The 17,663-nt window shown below is 43.5% G+C and carries 19 protein-coding genes; 2 read left to right on the top strand and 17 right to left on the bottom strand.

Annotation, left to right across the window (positions count from 1 at the left end; all coding sequences use genetic code 11):
• Nucleotides 1-157 precede the first annotated feature (157 nt).
• From PUW25_RS12005 to PUW25_RS11965, 9 genes are all read right to left on the bottom strand, one after another.
• Nucleotides 158-1,078, bottom strand: coding sequence for a glycine betaine ABC transporter substrate-binding protein (locus tag PUW25_RS12005; RefSeq protein WP_047911692.1), 921 nt, complete (start codon nt 1,076-1,078; stop codon nt 158-160).
• A gap of 44 nt (nt 1,079-1,122) precedes the next feature.
• Entirely contained in the window at nt 1,123-1,779 is a 657-nt protein-coding gene (locus PUW25_RS12000) for an ABC transporter permease (protein ID WP_047911691.1), read from the bottom strand.
• Entirely contained in the window at nt 1,776-2,906 is a 1,131-nt protein-coding gene (locus PUW25_RS11995; RefSeq protein WP_047911690.1) for an ABC transporter ATP-binding protein, read from the bottom strand. Before PUW25_RS11995 ends, PUW25_RS12000 begins: the two co-directional genes overlap by 4 nt.
• A 423-nt stretch (nt 2,907-3,329) precedes the next feature.
• Entirely contained in the window at nt 3,330-3,806 is a 477-nt protein-coding gene (locus tag PUW25_RS11990; protein WP_274338609.1) for an SRPBCC family protein, read from the bottom strand.
• A 183-nt stretch (nt 3,807-3,989) separates the two neighbouring features.
• Nucleotides 3,990-4,619, bottom strand: coding sequence for a TrkA C-terminal domain-containing protein (locus PUW25_RS11985; protein WP_047911688.1), 630 nt, complete (start codon nt 4,617-4,619; stop codon nt 3,990-3,992).
• Nucleotides 4,620-4,809: 190 nt separating this feature from the next.
• On the bottom strand, nt 4,810-5,748 hold the full coding sequence (locus PUW25_RS11980; RefSeq protein WP_205053179.1) for a tyrosine-type recombinase/integrase: 939 nt from the start codon (nt 5,746-5,748) through the stop codon (nt 4,810-4,812).
• A gap of 342 nt (nt 5,749-6,090) precedes the next feature.
• Nucleotides 6,091-6,588 (bottom strand): AAA family ATPase, encoded by a 498-nt coding sequence (locus PUW25_RS11975; protein ID WP_047911686.1) that lies wholly within the window; start codon nt 6,586-6,588, stop codon nt 6,091-6,093.
• A gap of 32 nt (nt 6,589-6,620) precedes the next feature.
• On the bottom strand, nt 6,621-7,061 hold the full coding sequence (locus tag PUW25_RS11970) for a hypothetical protein (RefSeq protein WP_047911685.1): 441 nt from the start codon (nt 7,059-7,061) through the stop codon (nt 6,621-6,623).
• Nucleotides 7,061-7,267, bottom strand: a complete 207-nt coding sequence (locus PUW25_RS11965; protein ID WP_047911684.1) for a helix-turn-helix transcriptional regulator — start codon at nt 7,265-7,267, stop codon at nt 7,061-7,063. The genes PUW25_RS11970 and PUW25_RS11965 overlap by 1 nt, the downstream gene beginning before the upstream one ends.
• Before the next feature lie 215 nt (nt 7,268-7,482).
• Here PUW25_RS11965 and PUW25_RS11960 point away from each other — a divergent pair, with 215 nt between their 5' ends.
• Both PUW25_RS11960 and PUW25_RS11955 read left to right on the top strand, forming a co-directional pair.
• The gene (locus PUW25_RS11960; RefSeq protein ID WP_047911683.1) at nt 7,483-8,340 is read left to right on the top strand and encodes an AAA family ATPase; all 858 of its coding nucleotides are present in this window, start codon (nt 7,483-7,485) and stop codon (nt 8,338-8,340) included.
• A gap of 69 nt (nt 8,341-8,409) precedes the next feature.
• Complete coding sequence (locus PUW25_RS11955) at nt 8,410-8,931, top strand: hypothetical protein (protein ID WP_274337076.1); 522 nt, start codon at nt 8,410-8,412, stop codon at nt 8,929-8,931.
• A 151-nt stretch (nt 8,932-9,082) separates the two neighbouring features.
• Here the strand turns inward: PUW25_RS11955 and PUW25_RS11950 are convergent, their stop codons facing one another.
• The 8 genes from PUW25_RS11950 to PUW25_RS11915 form a co-directional block, all read right to left on the bottom strand.
• Nucleotides 9,083-9,718 (bottom strand): nitroreductase family protein, encoded by a 636-nt coding sequence (locus PUW25_RS11950; protein ID WP_047911681.1) that lies wholly within the window; start codon nt 9,716-9,718, stop codon nt 9,083-9,085.
• 140 nt (nt 9,719-9,858) lie between these two features.
• Complete coding sequence (locus PUW25_RS11945; protein ID WP_238546353.1) at nt 9,859-11,316, bottom strand: diguanylate cyclase domain-containing protein; 1,458 nt, start codon at nt 11,314-11,316, stop codon at nt 9,859-9,861.
• A 128-nt stretch (nt 11,317-11,444) separates the two neighbouring features.
• Nucleotides 11,445-12,332: a TIGR01777 family oxidoreductase gene (locus PUW25_RS11940; RefSeq protein WP_047911679.1), complete on the bottom strand. Its 888-nt coding sequence runs from the start codon at nt 12,330-12,332 to the stop codon at nt 11,445-11,447.
• Nucleotides 12,333-12,411: 79 nt separating this feature from the next.
• Nucleotides 12,412-12,852 carry a DUF1129 domain-containing protein gene (locus PUW25_RS11935; RefSeq protein ID WP_047911678.1) on the bottom strand — a complete coding sequence of 147 codons (441 nt, stop codon included), beginning with the start codon at nt 12,850-12,852 and terminating at the stop codon, nt 12,412-12,414.
• A gap of 29 nt (nt 12,853-12,881) precedes the next feature.
• Nucleotides 12,882-13,925 carry a DUF1835 domain-containing protein gene (locus PUW25_RS11930; protein WP_047911677.1) on the bottom strand — a complete coding sequence of 348 codons (1,044 nt, stop codon included), beginning with the start codon at nt 13,923-13,925 and terminating at the stop codon, nt 12,882-12,884.
• A gap of 167 nt (nt 13,926-14,092) precedes the next feature.
• Nucleotides 14,093-15,589: an extracellular solute-binding protein gene (locus PUW25_RS11925; protein WP_047911676.1), complete on the bottom strand. Its 1,497-nt coding sequence runs from the start codon at nt 15,587-15,589 to the stop codon at nt 14,093-14,095.
• A 62-nt stretch (nt 15,590-15,651) separates the two neighbouring features.
• Complete coding sequence (locus PUW25_RS11920) at nt 15,652-16,527, bottom strand: carbohydrate ABC transporter permease (protein ID WP_047911675.1); 876 nt, start codon at nt 16,525-16,527, stop codon at nt 15,652-15,654.
• A 33-nt stretch (nt 16,528-16,560) separates the two neighbouring features.
• Entirely contained in the window at nt 16,561-17,487 is a 927-nt protein-coding gene (locus PUW25_RS11915) for an ABC transporter permease (RefSeq protein ID WP_047911674.1), read from the bottom strand.
• Between the last annotated feature and the right edge of the window lie 176 nt (nt 17,488-17,663).

Below are 17,663 nucleotides of genomic sequence, written 5' to 3'. Positions count from 1 at the left end.
GCTATATTAATTGCATCTTCTATGTATTATAAAAGATTTTGTCGACCAGTCCTAATCACGATGATGATTAGTTAACATAATATTAAATATGTAAAACATTTGGCTTTTTCCACAAAAAAAGATCCGCCATATTGGCGAATCCCTCTTAAGTTTCATTTTATCCTTCAATTAAACCTTTCTCGATCAGAAAATCACGAGCCACATCTTCCTCAAGCATAGCATCTACATCCACTTGGGCATTGAGGTTCTGCATTTCCTCCTCCGTCAGGAAGCCTTCCAACTCATTCAGTATCCCCTCCAGCTCTGGGTACTGTTCAAGCGTATCTTGTCTAATCAATGTGGAAGCGTCATATGGAGGGAAGAATTCTTTGTCATCCTCCAAAATAACAAGGTTATGCACCTTAATCTGCGCGTCCGTTGCATAGGCATTCGTTACATCCGTCTCGCCTGCTTCAATGGAGCGATACATAATCCCGTGGTCCATCCCTTTTGATTCTTTAAAGTTCATACCATACAGCTCCTGAATTCCAGGATACCCGTCATCACGATCGAGGAATTCGAACTCTACTCCAAGCACCATATCTTCGGACACTTTTGCCAAATCACTGAATGTCTTCAGATTATGTTCTTTGGCAGTCTCCTGGGTAACCGCAAGTGTATACGTATTATTTATGCCATAAGGCTCCAAAAATTTAAGTCCATCCGCTTCAACCAGCTCGCGGGTTTTATTCAGCGTTTCTTCAGCAGTCCCCGTCTCTTCCTGATAATAGCTGGCTACAATGGTTCCTGTATATTCGGGATACAGCTGGATTTCGTTATTCTCAAGCGCAGTCCAGACCACATTTGACCCGCCTAGATTTAATTGACGTTTAACGGTAATATCCGTACGATCTTCAATGAGTAGTGCAATCATATGTGCAAGAACGACATTTTCCGTGAAATTTTTCGAGCCGATCGTGATCTCTCCTGCGGAATCACCTGACGCTCCAGACTCCCCTGATCCATTGCTGCATGCACCCAAGATTAAAGAGGCAGCAAGCAGTAGTGCCATTCCTGTTCCAAATCTGAATTTCTTCATTTTGTTTCTCTCTCCTGTTCTATATGCGATGTGTATTATTCTTGTTAAACCTTCAGACCCTTTGGCGTTGTTCCCTTCTCAACCAGCCCCAATACATAATCAATGATGAGTGCAAGCAATGCCGCCGGTATAGCGCCAAGCAGTGTCAATGCGTCGATGTTGCGCTGAATACCAAGGAAGATGAACTCCCCAAGTCCCCCTGCTCCGATAAAAGCCGCAAGAGTGGCTGTACCTACGTTAATTACAGTGGCTGTTCTTATCCCAGCCATCATGACACTAAGTGCGAGCGGGAGCTGGACTCTGAACAGAATTTGCATATCCGTCATGCCCATGCCTCTGGCAGCCTCAATAACAGCAGGATCTACATCCGTAATACCTGTGTAGGTGTTGCGAATAATCGGCAGCAAAGAATATAGAAATAGAGCAACAATAGCTGTATTCATGCCGATTCCAAAAAACGGGATCATAAAACCGAGCATAGCGAGGCTCGGAATGGTCTGCAGGATTCCTGCTGTACCAAGCGTTACGCCTTTAAGAAACTTAACTCGTGTAATAATAATACCGAGGGTAATCCCGACCACCGCAGCAATCAGCATTGAAATCACCACAAGCTGTATATGTACGAGCAGCCCACTCAGCACATCCTCACTTCTTGCCTCGAGCTGATACATCAGCTGTGAAAATAACGACTGATCTCTCATGCGAGCACCTCCTTCTCTCCAACCCATTGAGAAGCAAAGGCAGTCAGCAAGCTGCTTCGGGTGACGATTCCAACAATGACCCTATTCGCGTCAACAATAGGGATAATTCCATATGGAGCTTCATTAATGATGGCCAGCGCATCTCTTGCGGTCCCTGAATCTTCAAGTACGACCGCAGCCGGATGCATGACCTCACCGATCGAAGCTGCGTCCATATGATTGGACAGGTCATAGGCAGACACAATGCCAAGCAGCTTCCCATCTTTGTCACCCACTAGCAATGTATCTGTCTTGCGTTGTCTCATCATCGTAATTGCTTTGGCAGGCGTCCGATCCGGCAGAGCGGTTGACGGATTATCCCGCATCACATTCGTTACCGGAATGTATTCCGGATTCTGATAGATCCGATTCTTCCCGATAAAGCCTTCAACAAATTCATTTGCCGGCTGGCTCAGGATCTGATCCGGTGTATCGATCTGCACGAGTTCACCATCCTTTAGAATGGCGATCTTATCGCCCAGCTTGAGTGCTTCCTCCATATCGTGCGTTACAAACACAATCGTTTTCTTCAGATTCTGCTGCAGCTTCAGCAGCTCATCCTGAAGCTGCTCCCGAGTGATGGGGTCAAGTGCGCCAAAAGGCTCATCCATCAGAATAATTTCTGGATCTGCCGCAAGGGCTCTTGCGACACCGACCCGCTGCTGCTGTCCACCGGATAGCTGTTTGGGATATCGCTTGGCGAATACTGCAGGGTCCAGACCAACCAGCTCCAGCATTTCAGTAACCCTCTGTTTTTTCTTCTCCGGGTTCCACTTCTTCAATTGAGGAATCAGGCCAACATTATCTTCAATCGTATAATGGGGAAATAAACCGGCTTGCTGAATGACGTAGCCCATATTTTTGCGTAGAGTTACGGGGTCTTCTGTTGTAATATCCTTTCCATTGACATAGATGCGACCGGACGTATGCGGAATCAGCCGATTGATCATTTTCATAGTCGTCGTTTTCCCGCAGCCGCTTGGTCCAATCAATGCCAGGATTTCTCCTGCGCCGATCTCAAAGCTGATGTTCTTAACTGCTTCAAGACCATTCGGATACTTCTTGCTAACCTGTTCAAATTTAAGCATAAATACCTTCTCTAACCTCCTGCTAAGTCATATACCGAAAAGCGTGCTTTTCTGCCTCTGCTCCGCTTAGTGAGTAGATATAGAAAAGAAAGCTTTTGGACTAGACATTACTATAACAGATATATATTTTACTAACAACCTTTATATACTATATAAGTTGTATGTATTTTTATGGTAATCACGCTGTATTCCTATTAAATTCGTGAATAAAACCACTCATTGGACCAAAAAAACACTTGAATAAACCGTTAGGTTTATCAAGTGTTTTGGCATGTACTCATCTTAAGTTTATTATTTTGTAGGTCCAAAAGATTCTCTGTTCTAGTTAACATAATATTTATTATGGTAAAAAAGATTATCACTAAGGATTGTTAAGCAGGCTGACAGATGCTGTTCATAAAGACATAAAAAACCTACAGTTATTCATTCCGTATAGATCGCAAGATTTTCCAGTGTGGACCTTAAACCTATGTCGTGATCCTCCTTCTGTATACCTTCAGGTACGTTTTCACATATGATAGTAACCTTTGTGCCTTCTGAAATCGTTTCAAACAGCCATTTCTGTATCATCTCACCTGAGAATGCCGGGTCCTCGGAACTGAAGTTTACGGATTGCACAATTCTTTTTTCTGGAACCAATTCTAAAAACTCGCCTTGGGATACATCTGTGTTATTTGAAGTCTTACCAGGGAGATCGTGATCCATTTCATACGTGAGGGTGATTCTATATGTTCCGCCTACGCGGGGATCAAACACGTCAATACGGCCTGACATTCCTTTCGGTGGTAGCCAAGTAACCAGTGCTTCCGAGTTCACGAACGCCTGATATAGAGTCTGTGGTGACGCCTTAATCACTCTTGAAGCAGTATCTGTTCTCCTGTTCATTGACTTATTATCCATAATAAATCCTCCTAATACATTCTATTTATATTTAAATTATCACATAAGAATGGAGGGTCAAACTATCTTGTATTAATTGTAGAGTTGAGCTACCCAAATAAAATAAGAAAGGCACATTCTCTCATCATGAGTGAATGTGCCTGATCTAATTGACAGCTTTTTTCTCCAAATCCTTAAGGATATTTATTGTTCCGGTTGCATTTTTTGATTGATAAAATGGGCTGTCCGATCGTACATTTTCTCGTCTCCCACTGCCACGATAACATCATCTTCTCTTAAAACAACATGAGGTCCAGGCGAGATGGAGACCTCCGTTCCCCTGCGAAGCGCAATGATGGTTGCACCAGTATTTTGCCAAAAAAATAGGTTACCAATCGTGTTGCCGATCACATGAGAATTGGCCTTAATCGTAATTTCCACAGGCCGGTAAGGCTTCAAATTCTGCATTCGATCCGATGCCTTAATAATTTCGTTTAACAGCTCCTCAAACCGCTCATCAATCGCCTTCTTCTCTTCAAGCAGTGACTCCAGGTCTTGTTTCAGCGAATAGGCTGATTTCAAATAATTATGTTTCGTAATATACTCGTGAGCCAGCTGCTCTGACAAAACGATGATCTCCTTGCCCTGAGATACAGAAACGATATTTTCTTCCTTGAGCAAGCCAATCGCCTTGCGGATGGTCTCTGGAGATACATGGTATTGCCCAGCCAGTAGAGAGCGCCCGGAAATCTTGCTATGACGGGGGAATTCTCCGCTTACGATCCTTTGGGCAATATCAAGAGCAATGGATTTATATCCGGCCTTTTCCTGCATTGTTACTGTCGTCCCCTTATCCTACACGGTCAATTATGGTTGAATTCTTCACTTGTAAATGGATTTCTATATTTTATCTGATTCATTAAGGGATATCAATCAAGCAATCCGTTATGGATTACTTAAAATGTTATCGTCTATATTTAATTAGAAATTGGTTTACATAATATTTATTACGAATACTATATCTTTAATCCTCTCCAGCATGAATATAATCAGGGACGACAATATCCAGCATCGCCATCGCCTGCTCCTTCTCCCGATTCGTTACGTGAGTGTAAACGGTTGTCGTCTGAATCGACGAATGACCAAGCAATTCCTGCACTGTACGCAAATCAGCGCCTTTACGAAGCATCATTGTAGCAAAGGAGTGCCTGAGCTTATGACTTGAGTATGATACGTGCTGCGCAGGAGGTACATCTTGCTGAAAACGCTCAAACGCTTCGGAAGCAATTAACTGTATTGTACGAATGGACAGCCTTCTCCCCTGCTGGGATACGAACAAGGCATCCTCCTTCGATTTTCGAGGCTCAATCCGTTTATTCATTACCTCCTTCAATACTTCACCCACAGCATCAGGTACAGGGAGCAGCCTCCACTTACGACCTTTGCCGAATACACTCAGCGTTTTTCTATCGGCGTTGTAATCACCTAAGTTGAGCAAATGCACCTCACCTACTCGCAGTCCCATATAGCCCATTAGCAAAAAGATCGCCATATTCCGTTCCCGGTATTTCCCTTCTACCGACGCCATGAAACGTGATAGATGCTGTTCATCCATAAATACAGGGACTCTATTCTTCTCTGTCTTGGATTTCTTAATTCCGGCCGCCGGATTAACGGTAAGGAGCTCAAGCTCAATTAGAGCTTTGAAAAAACAATTCACGGCTGCATGCTTCCGATTCCTCGTCGCATCGCTGATGCCCCGGTCACGTGCCTTGGATAAGAAGGACAGCACCTGAAGCCGTTTTACCCGATCGATCGGTTTCCCATCCAGCGTGTCTAAAAATTCAGATACATCACTCTTGTAAGATTTCACGGTATAACCTGTATAGCCCGCATCCTTCAACCAGATGTCGAAAGCCTCGAGCTCCTCAGCATAAGTTTCCTGTATGTAATCTGTCATCATGCTCGTCTTCACCACTTTCTTAGCTGCTATTAAACTGACCAAGTAATCGAGTGTAGATATAAAAATAGATTTAATCAAAAACTGCGTATAATTTATATTATACGCAGTTTTTTTACGGAAAGAAAGCGGAATATAATGTCGTAATATAGTTGTTAGTTGCAATGAATATTAAACTGCTATCTCCCTGCTCACCTACCCTTCGACAATTAATTAATGTAATTCTGATTCCTACAAAAAACAGCTGTCAACTTGACCAGCTGCTTCTAAAGTTATTTAGGATGACCTATAGATTATTTCAGCTCACATATTAAATCTCCCTATGGCTTTGTTCTTTCGTATCATTCAGACGTATTGCTCAACCCACCCTTTTATTTGTGAAGCCACTTCGGTTACATTCGTTTCCGTAGTATCAATTGTAGGCATGGGTGGATTATAAGCCTCGCCAGCAATCTCAAGCAATCGTTCTGCAAAGTTAAGATGATTCTGAATCTCTTCCTCAGACCAATTTCTTTCACGTAGACGTTTCTCGCGAGTTTCTTCATTACAATGTAGGTTGAGATAATATACATGCTTGAAAAAAGAATAGTCTGCACATTTCTCAATATCCCATGGCATCATGGTTCCGCATATAATCGTCATACGTCCACTCTCCGCGATGTTTCGGGCAACTCTCAGCCAAATATTTCGGATCTTCTCCCAATCGTGCCCAACAAAATCAACAAGATGATCAGGGTCAAAAATATCAAAGTCAGGCATTAATCTCCGCAGATCCTGAATTACATAGGATTTCCCAGAACCGCTTGCTCCCGTTACGATAAATAAAGGTAATTTACTCTCCATTGGTTCAACCTCGATTCATCCTATTTAAGCTGTTAGATCTTCTTTGCAAAATAGATCCACAATACAAAGAACACAATCAAAACAAAAAATAAAGCAGCCATTAAGGTATAAAATATCATCGTGTTGAAGAAACCGGCGATAACAGAGGCCATCCCAAGACCTACAAGAATGATGACCATGCTGAGTGAGCTGGCACTCTGAAGAATCACTGCATTCCGCTCGTCGTTCTCTTCGATATACAGCTTCTTCAGCTCTGCTTCATTTTTGCTGGCTTTTCTATACTTGACGAGGAAAAAAACAATGCATAATTCAACACCGATAAAAGCTCCTGTATGAAACCCTTTAATAAAACTGGGTAATTCGGGCAGACCCCCTCGATAAAACACAAGTCCTGCATAGATCAATAACATGGCAGCAGCAATTAATAATAGAGCGTTCTTGCGGGTTGTTACTTGAATCTTATACTTCTCCATTACATTTCCTCCACTTCGCTGAAATCAAACACTTCTTCAATGGTAAGTCCAAAATATTGGGCAATTTTGTAGGCAAGAACAAGGGAAGCCGTATATTTTCCCGTCTCAAGTGAGGTAATGGTTTGTCGGGTAACGCCTACAATGAGCCCTAGTTCCTCTTGCGACAGCTTATGTTGCTTACGCAGTTCAGCAATTCTTGTCTTCAATTGACCACTTCCTTGCAATGTTTACTTTGCATATTTAGAATAGTTTACTTTGCATATTTAGAATAGTTTACTTTGCATTTTATGTCAAGCATACTTTGCATTTAATCTGCTAATCATATTTAATCCATGGATTTTCATTACTAAATCTGATCACTTCTGGACATTTCTCTCGGGAACAAGTAGTTTAGTATTGATACTGTTTAAGGAGGAGAAGGATGATTTATTTACATACTTTTTCATTTCCGAATGATGACATGGAATTTGACTTTTTCATGAATATAAAGAGAACGTGCTATGACTCGTTTTATCCCTTCAAAATCCTGTCCAAAAATGGCTTACAGGTCATTGATTTTGAGCCGGTGACAATATTATATGGCGGGAATGGTTCAGGGAAATCCACTGCACTCAACGTGATTGCAGAGAAAACGGGAATCCAACGTGATTCCATCTATAATAAATCTAATTTTTATCCTGATTATGTGCGTATGTGCGAGATGCATACGAGAGCAGACATTCCAGAACATAGCAGGATTATTACTAGTGATGATGTATTTGACTTCATGTTGAATATCCGAAATCTTAACGAGGGGATTGATCATAAGCGGGAAGAATTGTTCGATGAATATTTGGATGCGAAATATTCGCAATTTCAGATGAGATCTATGGAAGATTACGAGCAGTTGAAGAAAGTGAATGCAGCCAGAAGTAAAACACAGTCCCGATATGTACGAAGCACTTTGATGGATAATGTGAGGGAATATTCTAATGGGGAAAGTGCCTTCCGCTATTTCACTGAAAAAATCGGAGAAAATGGACTTTATATTCTGGATGAGCCAGAGAATAGTCTCTCTCCACAACGTCAGCTGGATCTTATGAAATTCATTGAAGATTCTGCTCGTTTCTTTGGCTGTCAGTTTATTATCTCCACACATTCTCCATTCCTGCTATCCCTAAAGGAGGCGAAGATCTATAACCTGGATGAAAATCCTGTGAAGGTGAGACACTGGACCGAATTAGATCATGTTCGCACATACTATAAATTCTTCAAAAAGAATGAGAATGCCTTCAATTAATCAGATAAATGGAACAATCCTCCACTCCCCTGCGTCAGTTCTTATATGACAACCCTTTGGAGGTCGAAAATGCGATTATCTATAACTGGTCTCACTTTATTATTCATCCTCATGCTGCTGTCTGCTTGCTCTTCCAACGTCGATTACACACCGGATGAGATCACTAAGACGGAGGAATCGGTTACCGCAATCAAAAGAATTGATGATTATCAGATAAGACTGAAAACAAATTCAGTGAATGAACAAACGGCTCAATTGCTGCGATTTCAAGCTGGTCTCCGATATGTGGGCAGCGAATCTAAGATAGAGATCATGCATGGCTTTGATATACACCGAATTGATCTGCAAATAGACGGCGAATCTATTCTTCCACCGAGTTCCTCTGAGAGTATTGCTATACCTACCGTGTTGACTAAAAATGAATGGCTTGAGGAGAACATGGAATTGTCAATGAGTGAAGATCAGTTTGAGCGGATGATCAAATCAGACGGGGATATCGTTCTGTATTCCTATTATTTTGAGGATGGCAGAACCAAGGTGGAGAACATGACCCGAGCGCTTAGCATTAAAATGTCCGACAATTTTCAATAATGAACTAATGCGATAGCTTGGCACACACCTCACCAAGAGAACCCGGCCGGATCTATGGAATTCATACAGCAGAAAAAACAGCAGCGACAATTAGTCACTGCTGTTATGAACTGGCGTTTACCCTCACCCGGGATAAAAGCAACTATTATTCTTACGTCAAAGCATTCCAATACGTTACGCGATCCAGCGGAAGACGAGATTTAGGCAATCCAGGCTTCGCTGCTTTACCGATTGAAATAAGCATGACCGGAATCAGGTTGGATGGAATGTTAAACTCTTCGATGAGTCTTTCATGTGAGAAGCCACCCATCGGTACACTATCGTAACCTCTTGCCTTCGCAGCCAGCATCAGCTGCATGGACACCAGACCTCCGTCAATCTCAGCTGTACTCCGAGCTATTTCTTCTGACATCGTACGGTAATATTCTAGCATTCTTGGTACGTAAGCATCCCGAGCTTCCTGAGGCATGCCCAGCTCTACAGAACGATCATAGATCTCATCTGCCCGTTTATAAGCTTCTTTGTCGCCTAACACAATAATTGTCGCTGCGGAATCCACGACTTGTTGCTGGTTATTTGCGATCGGCTTGAGTGTCTCTTTGACAGCAGGATCATTAACGACAATGAAGCGCCATGGCTGCAGGTTGGAAGAAGAAGGTGCAAGCACGGCATCTTCAAGAATGGCTGTTAGTTCTTCCTCCGAGATCGTAACACTCGGATCATAGCTGCGAATGGACTGGCGTTCGCGAATTAACGTGAAGAAATCAGTTTGTATATCTTGGGTCATTTTGTATGCCTCCCTAATATCTGTAATTATTATAATTACGAATTGAAACGAAAATAATATAATGCAAAATTAAATTTTTGTCAACTTATTTGAACCCATATCGTCTCTATATATTATTTATAATGCTAGAACTCCGTGAATCAAGCTCTGCCCGTTCGCTTTGCCTTATACATCGCTTCATCTGCAATCTTCAGCAATTGAGTTACATTGGATGCATCACTCGGATATATACTGACACCCGAGGAATACGTAATTGGAATTTCCGTATTCTCGTTACGAAATGAATGCATAGATAGCAAGGACAGACGCTGATTAATGAATTCATCCACTTCCGCTTCAGACACCTCAGCACAGCTGATTATTAGTACAAACTCATCTCCACCCATTCGAGCTGCCAGATCATTTGGACCAGACATGTCCTTAAAGATGCGAGCAATATGCTTGAGATACAGATCACCTATGAGATGACCGTACGTGTCATTAACCGGCTTAAAATTATCCAGATCAATTAATACGAGAGCGAACATATCGTGTTGTGCTATTTTTCGCTCAAGGTATTCCTCCATTGCTGCTCTGTTATATAGATCCGTTAATGAATCGTGAAGTGCAAGATGCTTATATTCTTGTTCTGATTCCAGCAGTTTACGCTCTGTATTCTTGAGAGAGGTAACGTCCGTCAAATGCATTACGAAGAGCTCTTCATTCAACCCCTCCACCAAATCCAGATTCATGATGAGATCAACATGATCCATTCGATCACTATCCACTCTCATCTCCCAGTGGGTTGTTCCTTCACGCTGCTGATCTAAGGAAGCCAGTACTTCTGGAAGCCTGATCCCATTATTGAACTCTATATGCTGGGGAATCTCCTCGGCTTTAATTCCTTCAAACCAACGTTTTGCCTTAGGATTAAGCTCTCTTACGATCCCCTGACGATCCAGCAGCATAATGGCTGTAGGAGCTGACTTGAAGAGAATATGAAACAATTTGCGATAATCCGGCATGATATGGTACTTGCCTATCTGATGTCTTAATACAACCGCCCACATGAGATAACCTACAAAATACAAAATCATGGAGTATCTTGTGTTTATTAACATGGATTGCAGCATTAATGTCACCAGTACGAACCAAGCGAACAGCGAGAACAAACCGAGAAGTAAGGAGCGGGATGCTTTTTTTACTTTCTGTTCCTTCGTTCTATACCAGGTTACAGACAATATCACCGCAGACAGCAGAATATATCCGGCTACAAATAAGAGAGTCATCAGCAAAAATAACGGATCCAACGGACTTCTTCCATCAGTTATATCGACGTTATATAATTGCTTATGATCCATCGTCATGAGAAAAATAAGCCACAAGGTAAAGGGAGCGGCATAGATGATTGGTAACCGCCGCTTCAAATGCTGTGTCGCAGATCCGCCCATCAGAATACACAAATGTACTAAGAAGCAGATGACAAACAGAAGCATGGGCGCACTTCCATATAGAACAATCTGCATCTGATACTCTGGAAGCAAGGACGTCTTGACGTATTCCCCCAGAAAATAAAACAGAAAAGCAAGCATCAGACAGGCAGCTATTCGGTTCAACATACTCCTCTTGTTACGATGAATTAAGGTAATCGCCATATATAAGAAAAAATAAGTAGGAAGCAATATTGTTAGAAAATCCATAAATCGTTCGTTCATTGTTAGATAATCCTATCACGTATGTTAAATTATTAGATGTCCAATACCGCCTTCAAGGTCGATTGTATCGTTGGATATTTAAATTCAAAGCCTTCTTCGAGTATCCGTTCTGGTACAACCCACCTGCTCTTCAGTACCAACTCTGTCTCCGTTCGAATAACAATAGCACCCATCTCCAGCATCCACTTGGGCGTTGGAATCCCTACAGGGACACCTAGTGTCTTCCTCATCTCGTGCATTAGTTCACGATTGGTCACAGGGTACGGAGCCGACGCATTAAATACGCCTATAAGATCTTCACGGCTCTGTATATACTGCACTATGCGGAACAGATCCTCGACATGGATGAAGCTGAATTTCTGATTACCTGGCCCCTGCTTGCCCCCTAGCCCAAATCGCGTCAAATAAATATAAGGTGTCAATACACCTCCGCCCGGTCCGAGCACAATAGCAATACGAAGAGCAGCCTGCCTAGTATGAGGCAGTTCATAGCTAAAGAACGCTTCCTCCCATGCCTTAGCCACCTCGACAGAGAATCCCGTGCCGAGCTCACCTGATTGTTCCGTCATCGGTTTGTCTTCAGCATGACGGTAGATCGTTGCCGTACTTGCGTTAATCCACAGGGCCGGGGGCTTGCTGCATTGGAGTACAGCCTCTCCAAGAATCCGAGTTGTACGCGTACGTGACTCTGTAATCTCTTTCTTATTTGAGTCATTGTATCTGCAGTTTACCGATTTACCAGCCAGATTTATTAACAGTTCGGCACCATCCAGGGCATGGCCGATTCCGGTACGATCTTCCCAAGAAATATGACCTTGCTGTCTAGAGATGATGAACACATAATATCCCAGCTGCTCAAAGCTTTGTTGAAAATACTGACCGATAAACCCGGTCCCTCCTGCAAGTACGACCTTCTTCATACGCTCACCTATTTTCTCTATGATAAATTATGAAATAGATTCACTCATAAGTTCAAAAGTTCAAGCCAATCCCGATGATTCAAAGAGGCAGTAGACTCAGTTTGTCCGACACCACAAACATTGCTAGAAACAGGAGAAACAGCACGGGCTGGACTGCAATAAATAACACCGTAGGATTAAGCAGCTTGTTAAACCGGTATACATATTTCGCAACAATGATAAATACCGCTGTCAGGATTACAGCGATCCCAATACCGATCAGGATCATTCCTGCTCCAGGACCTGGCACCGCTTGCCCTATCCTAGGCAGGTATTTCATGACGAGCTCGAACCCTGCCGCTCCTCCTGCATATAATAGAATAAGGCCGATGATATACCGAAGCCTTGATACATATTGCTCTGATAACTTAATCAGTTTGGATACGACGATTGCGTTCCCCATTACAAAGACTATAAAAAAGATGGAGAATGCGATGGTATCCACATTCACTTCCGACGTATAAAGGTCCACTATTTTCATCTGCTGTCATTCCTCTTGTTGTCATATGTTTATGTTCCCTTGCTGCGTACACTGTAATATCTCATTGCTCTGGGTACACCTTGTATCTCTAATTTGCCGCCATAGATCAGCTCTCTTAGTCGGTATTCAATGAACGCATCGCCTGTATACTGTCCGGAATGTCCGATCACTTCGCCAATGACTCTAGCAGCCTTCAAGAACTCCCCATTGGGCTTATCCTTTTCAAGTATACGAACCTTCTCCAATATAAAATCATCAAAATAGGTCACCTCTGCAGAGAGCAGCTCACCAAATGCCCATATGCGGAGCAGATTTGAGCTCTCCGACAAAGAAAGCCATTCTTGTTCATAACATCGCCTTTGTTCGTCTGTTACCAAGACATGCTTGGTTGGATCACGATACACTCGCGATAATTCCTTTGATGAGATCTCTCCCGTATGGGAATAGAAATGTAATACACCCGGCTGATCTTCCTTCTGTTCATTCGCGGCTGGAGCATCCAGTATATATAGATTGTTAGAGCGATCCTTTAATAACCAGCTCACATATCGCATTCCAGTCTGCTCATGTGCATTATTGCTGCACCAAATATATATCGCGGCATCTTCAGGTAGGGATTCAATAGAACGATAACCCCCGTCCCTGACATCCTCAAATTTTGGATCCAGATGCTGACGAAACCAGGCTCTTCTCTCCTCTCTTCCTTGTTCTTCATGAAGCCGCCATATCGGCCCTATAGAGAACACATCATGAAAAAGGATTATTCGATCGGTTCCGTGGGAACCATTCTCTTGAATCATCTGCCTCACACTACCAGCAGCAGATACTCCTAATACGATATGTATATTTTTCGTGTTCTCATCCGGCATCCAGCTCTGTTTATGAGCTAGCTGCTGGTTTTGAGTATTCAAAACCGCCTCATAAATGTTCAGCATTCGATCATACAATTGTTCCTTCAAGATGTCTTGCTCTTGTGCCATCTGCATATAAATCATGAAGTGAAGCATCAGGGTCCTGAGTTCGGATTCGTTCATCTGCTCAACGGTCCGTTTTAATTGATCGAGATCAGGCATCTGGCGTTTCCCCCTTTTTTTACACATTTGCCTATCTATTATAAACGCGCTTTAGTAGAAAAAGTATCGTTATCGTTAGAAATAAGCCCCCCCACTTGTTGTAGAAAAGCATCTGAAACAAAATAGAAGAGATTGCCACAGCAATCCCTTCTCGCTCGTTAATTCTCTTATTTTGCATCATAAGATGCTTGGAACTCCTCAATAACCTGTGATCCGCCTGCTTTTAGCCATTTATCGACTTCTGCCTGCCAGCCGGCTTCGTCAATCTGTCCCATAATGTATTTCGTTTGGGCATCACTGATTAAGAGTTCAAGCTCATTGCCTCTTTCCATATAGGTTGCGGATGTCAGATTCAGACTGATGTTCGGAACCACATATTTGGCGTTCTCCTTCGCCATCGCAGTCCCTTTTTCTCCTTGAGGCGTATCCTTCAGCGGCTTCACATGATAGCCCTCGATATTGAGCAGATTGTCGCGATATGGCTTCACCTGCTGCTGGAACAGGGCAAAATCAATAAACTCCGTCCGGCCATCGTCCGTTTCCTTATAATGCACATCCTTGACGCCTCTCATCAGCAGTGTCGAAGACGGCTCATCCAGCAGTGCATTCATAAATTCAAGCACTCGCTTCAGCTCTTCCTCTGACTTCACCGCCTGCTTCGGAATGGCCAAGAATCCATTATGCCCTGGCTCACCAGCAAGTCTTATGCCTTCGGATCCTGTCCATGCCGCATTATCTACGACATAGCTTGGGTCGGTTGCAGTAAGCCGCTCATACTGACTCTTCAGAGCTTGGGCGACTGCATTTCCAAGACCGGCACGGCCTGAATCGAACAGCTTTCCTGTTTCCGTACCGTCCATCACGGCAAAATCCTGATTAATCAAGCCTTCGGCATACATCTGTCTAAACATATTAAGCACATCCACATACTGCGTAGTCATGAACTCAGGTGTAATTTTACCATCGACAAGCCCCCATTTATTTACCCCACCGATACTAACCGCAAGACGTGTCGTTACCGCAGAATGTCCCGTATTGTAGCCTTTGTCGAGCACAAATCCATAGGTGTCCTCCTTACCGTTGCCATCCGGGTCCTTCTGTACCATCGCCTTCTGCAGCTCATACCACTCATCCAGATTGTCCGGCAGTTCCATACCCAAGGTCTCGAGCCAATCGCTGCGGTAGTTATAAGAAGCACGTCCCATGTCACGGAATAGCGGAATGCCGTATATTTTTCCTTCTACAGAAATGTTGTTATAATGATTCGGGTCTTGTGCCTTCAGATTTGGATAATCGTCAATATAAGGTCCCAGCTCCCAAAAAAGACCGGATTGCAGTGCACTTATTACAATGGGTACGTAATTCAGCTTCATAATCATGGGCATTTCATTGGAAGCAATCATGACACTGACCTTCTCATCATAAGCAGAGGACGGAACCCACTGAATACTAAGGTCCGTATTCGTATATTCCTCAATCGCCTTCTCTACATCACCGCTCTCTGGAATTTCCCCCACCTGGACAATCGCCATACTGATGGGAAACGGACCGTCTCCATCAACAGCTGCACTGCCATCATCAGAAGTACCGCATCCTGCAAGTAATAAGGTGGTGGACAGCGACACTACACAAGCTCCTCCAAGTAAGCGCTTAACTTTTTTCAAAAGTTATCTCCCCTTATCTATTCATTTTAAGATACATATTCATTGAGGCGACTCAGCACATATCAGCCTTTAACCGAACCAAGCATAACTCCTTTTACAAAATGCTTCTGTAAAAACGGATAAACGAGCAAAATCGGCATGGTAGCGAACACAACGACCGCCATGCGAATCGTGAGCGGCTGAATATCCAGATCCTCGAACGCGGTAGAATCCCCGATACTGCTCTGAGCTAGGATGACGATCTCACGCAGGTACACCTGGATGGGCCATTTGGTATTATCGTTGATATACAGGACCGCACTGAAGAAAGTGTTCCAATGATCCACAGCATAGAATAGTGCAAATGTAGCAATGGCGGGACCCGAGAGCGGCAGCACAATCCGGAAGAAAACGCCGATATCCGTACATCCATCGATCTTGGAGCAGTCCTCCAGCTCGCTCGGAATCTGCTGAAAGAAATTTTTAAGTACAATCAGGTTAAATGCGCTGATAGCACTCGGAATGATGAGCGACCATAGTGAGTTGGTTAAATGCAGGTTCTGTACAACAAAATAAGTCGGAATCATCCCCCCGCTGAACAGCATCGTGAACAGCACGCCGAGCATAATATATCTACGTCCTTGAAGCCGAGGTCTGGAGAGCGGATAAGCCACCAGACAAGTGAACACGAGATTAAATAGCGTACCGACAATGGTGACATAGATCGTGACACTTAAACTGCGGATCAGCGTATTGGTTGAGAAAATATACTGGTACGCAGACAGTGACCACTCCTTCGGAAAAAGAATCAGTCCCCCCTTAGCCACTTCCTGCGGCGCTGTAAACGAGACAGCAATGACATAGATAAAGGGCAGCACGGCTGCCAGAGCGGCTATTGTAAGCAAGATATAATTAATCACATCAAACATACGACTCGCTGCAGTTTTATCCTGAACCATGTGAGAACACCCCCTTCTCTTATATTCCCTCCTTTAATAAACGCCTTCTTCTCCGAACCTTTTGGCCATCCAATTGGCTGAGACGACCAGCACGAGAGCCACCACGGACTTGAACATGCCTACCGCTGCGCTATAGCTGTACTGCCCCTGGAGAAGCCCTTTGGTATAGACGAATGTATCGAACACTTCGCCGACATCCCGGTTCGTAGGGGCCAGCATAAGGAAGATCTGTTCGAATCCGGTATCCAAAAAACTGCCAAGCCGAAGAATTAACAGAATAATGATGGTGCTCCGAATCGCAGGCAGAGTTATGTGCCATATCTGACGCCATCTGCCTGCTCCATCCATCCGTGCGGCCTCATATAGCTGCATATCGACACCCGTTAGTGCCGCAAGGAAGATAATCGTTCCCCAGCCCACTTCCTTCCATATTTGCTGAGAGACAATAACCGTTCTGAACCATTCTGCATCCAGCAGGAAGGCAATTTTTTGACCCGTCAGCTGATAGATGAGCTCATTAAGAATTCCGTTCTCCGTCGTCAGCAAAATATAGCATATCCCTACCACAACGACCCACGATACAAAGTGCGGAATATAGATGAGCGTTTGTATAAATCGTTTAAAGCCTTCCCGCCGGATCTCATTCAGCATCAAAGCAAGAATGATCGGCGCCGGGAAGAAGAATACCAAATTGTAAAAAGCGAGCAGAAACGTGTTGCGGAACAAGATAAGAAACTGCGGATCACTGAACAATCGTTCGAAATGCTTCACGCCTACCCATGGACTGCCGAAAAACCCAAGATGCGGTTTGAAATCCTGAAACGCCATAATCAAACCATACATCGGTACGTATTTGAAAATAAGAAAATATAGGATACCAGGTATAAGCATGACATACAGCCATTTATCTCGTAGTAGACCTGCTATGGACAATGATCCCTCTTTTCGCATTCTCATCATGACCGCATCCGGCTTGGCATCCGCTAATTCTGACCGGTACTTGATGATCTTCCTCCCCCTTCTGCATTAGATTAGGGATAATTATACAGATCAACACGATGACAGGAAATGATCATTTCATAACCTTTCATTCCGTTGTTGTAGAATTCAACTCGCTAGTGTCCAATAACTTCCAC

Source organism: Paenibacillus urinalis, assembly GCF_028747985.1.
In the GTDB taxonomy this organism is placed as follows: domain Bacteria; phylum Bacillota; class Bacilli; order Paenibacillales; family Paenibacillaceae; genus Paenibacillus; species Paenibacillus urinalis.
Note: the sequence above shows the minus strand (reverse complement) of the source record. Positions and strands in the feature narration are given on the sequence as shown.

Excerpts from the sequence above, each read along its gene's own strand:
- PUW25_RS12005 (WP_047911692.1), bottom strand. The coding sequence starts at position 1,078 with ATGAAGAAATTCAGATTTGGAACAGGAATGGCACTACTGCTTGCTGCC.
- PUW25_RS12000 (WP_047911691.1), bottom strand. The coding sequence starts at position 1,779 with ATGAGAGATCAGTCGTTATTTTCACAGCTGATGTATCAGCTCGAGGCA.
- PUW25_RS11995 (WP_047911690.1), bottom strand. The coding sequence starts at position 2,906 with ATGCTTAAATTTGAACAGGTTAGCAAGAAGTATCCGAATGGTCTTGAA.
- PUW25_RS11990 (WP_274338609.1), bottom strand. The coding sequence starts at position 3,806 with ATGGATAATAAGTCAATGAACAGGAGAACAGATACTGCTTCAAGAGTG.
- PUW25_RS11985 (WP_047911688.1), bottom strand. The coding sequence starts at position 4,619 with ATGCAGGAAAAGGCCGGATATAAATCCATTGCTCTTGATATTGCCCAA.
- PUW25_RS11980 (WP_205053179.1), bottom strand. The coding sequence starts at position 5,748 with ATGATGACAGATTACATACAGGAAACTTATGCTGAGGAGCTCGAGGCT.
- PUW25_RS11975 (WP_047911686.1), bottom strand. The coding sequence starts at position 6,588 with ATGGAGAGTAAATTACCTTTATTTATCGTAACGGGAGCAAGCGGTTCT.
- PUW25_RS11970 (WP_047911685.1), bottom strand. The coding sequence starts at position 7,061 with ATGGAGAAGTATAAGATTCAAGTAACAACCCGCAAGAACGCTCTATTA.
- PUW25_RS11960 (WP_047911683.1), top strand. The coding sequence starts at position 7,483 with ATGATTTATTTACATACTTTTTCATTTCCGAATGATGACATGGAATTT.
- PUW25_RS11955 (WP_274337076.1), top strand. The coding sequence starts at position 8,410 with ATGCGATTATCTATAACTGGTCTCACTTTATTATTCATCCTCATGCTG.
- PUW25_RS11950 (WP_047911681.1), bottom strand. The coding sequence starts at position 9,718 with ATGACCCAAGATATACAAACTGATTTCTTCACGTTAATTCGCGAACGC.
- PUW25_RS11945 (WP_238546353.1), bottom strand. The coding sequence starts at position 11,316 with ATGTTGAACCGAATAGCTGCCTGTCTGATGCTTGCTTTTCTGTTTTAT.
- PUW25_RS11940 (WP_047911679.1), bottom strand. The coding sequence starts at position 12,332 with ATGAAGAAGGTCGTACTTGCAGGAGGGACCGGGTTTATCGGTCAGTAT.
- PUW25_RS11935 (WP_047911678.1), bottom strand. The coding sequence starts at position 12,852 with ATGAAAATAGTGGACCTTTATACGTCGGAAGTGAATGTGGATACCATC.
- PUW25_RS11930 (WP_047911677.1), bottom strand. The coding sequence starts at position 13,925 with ATGCCTGATCTCGATCAATTAAAACGGACCGTTGAGCAGATGAACGAA.
- PUW25_RS11920 (WP_047911675.1), bottom strand. The coding sequence starts at position 16,527 with ATGGTTCAGGATAAAACTGCAGCGAGTCGTATGTTTGATGTGATTAAT.
- PUW25_RS11915 (WP_047911674.1), bottom strand. The coding sequence starts at position 17,487 with ATGATGAGAATGCGAAAAGAGGGATCATTGTCCATAGCAGGTCTACTA.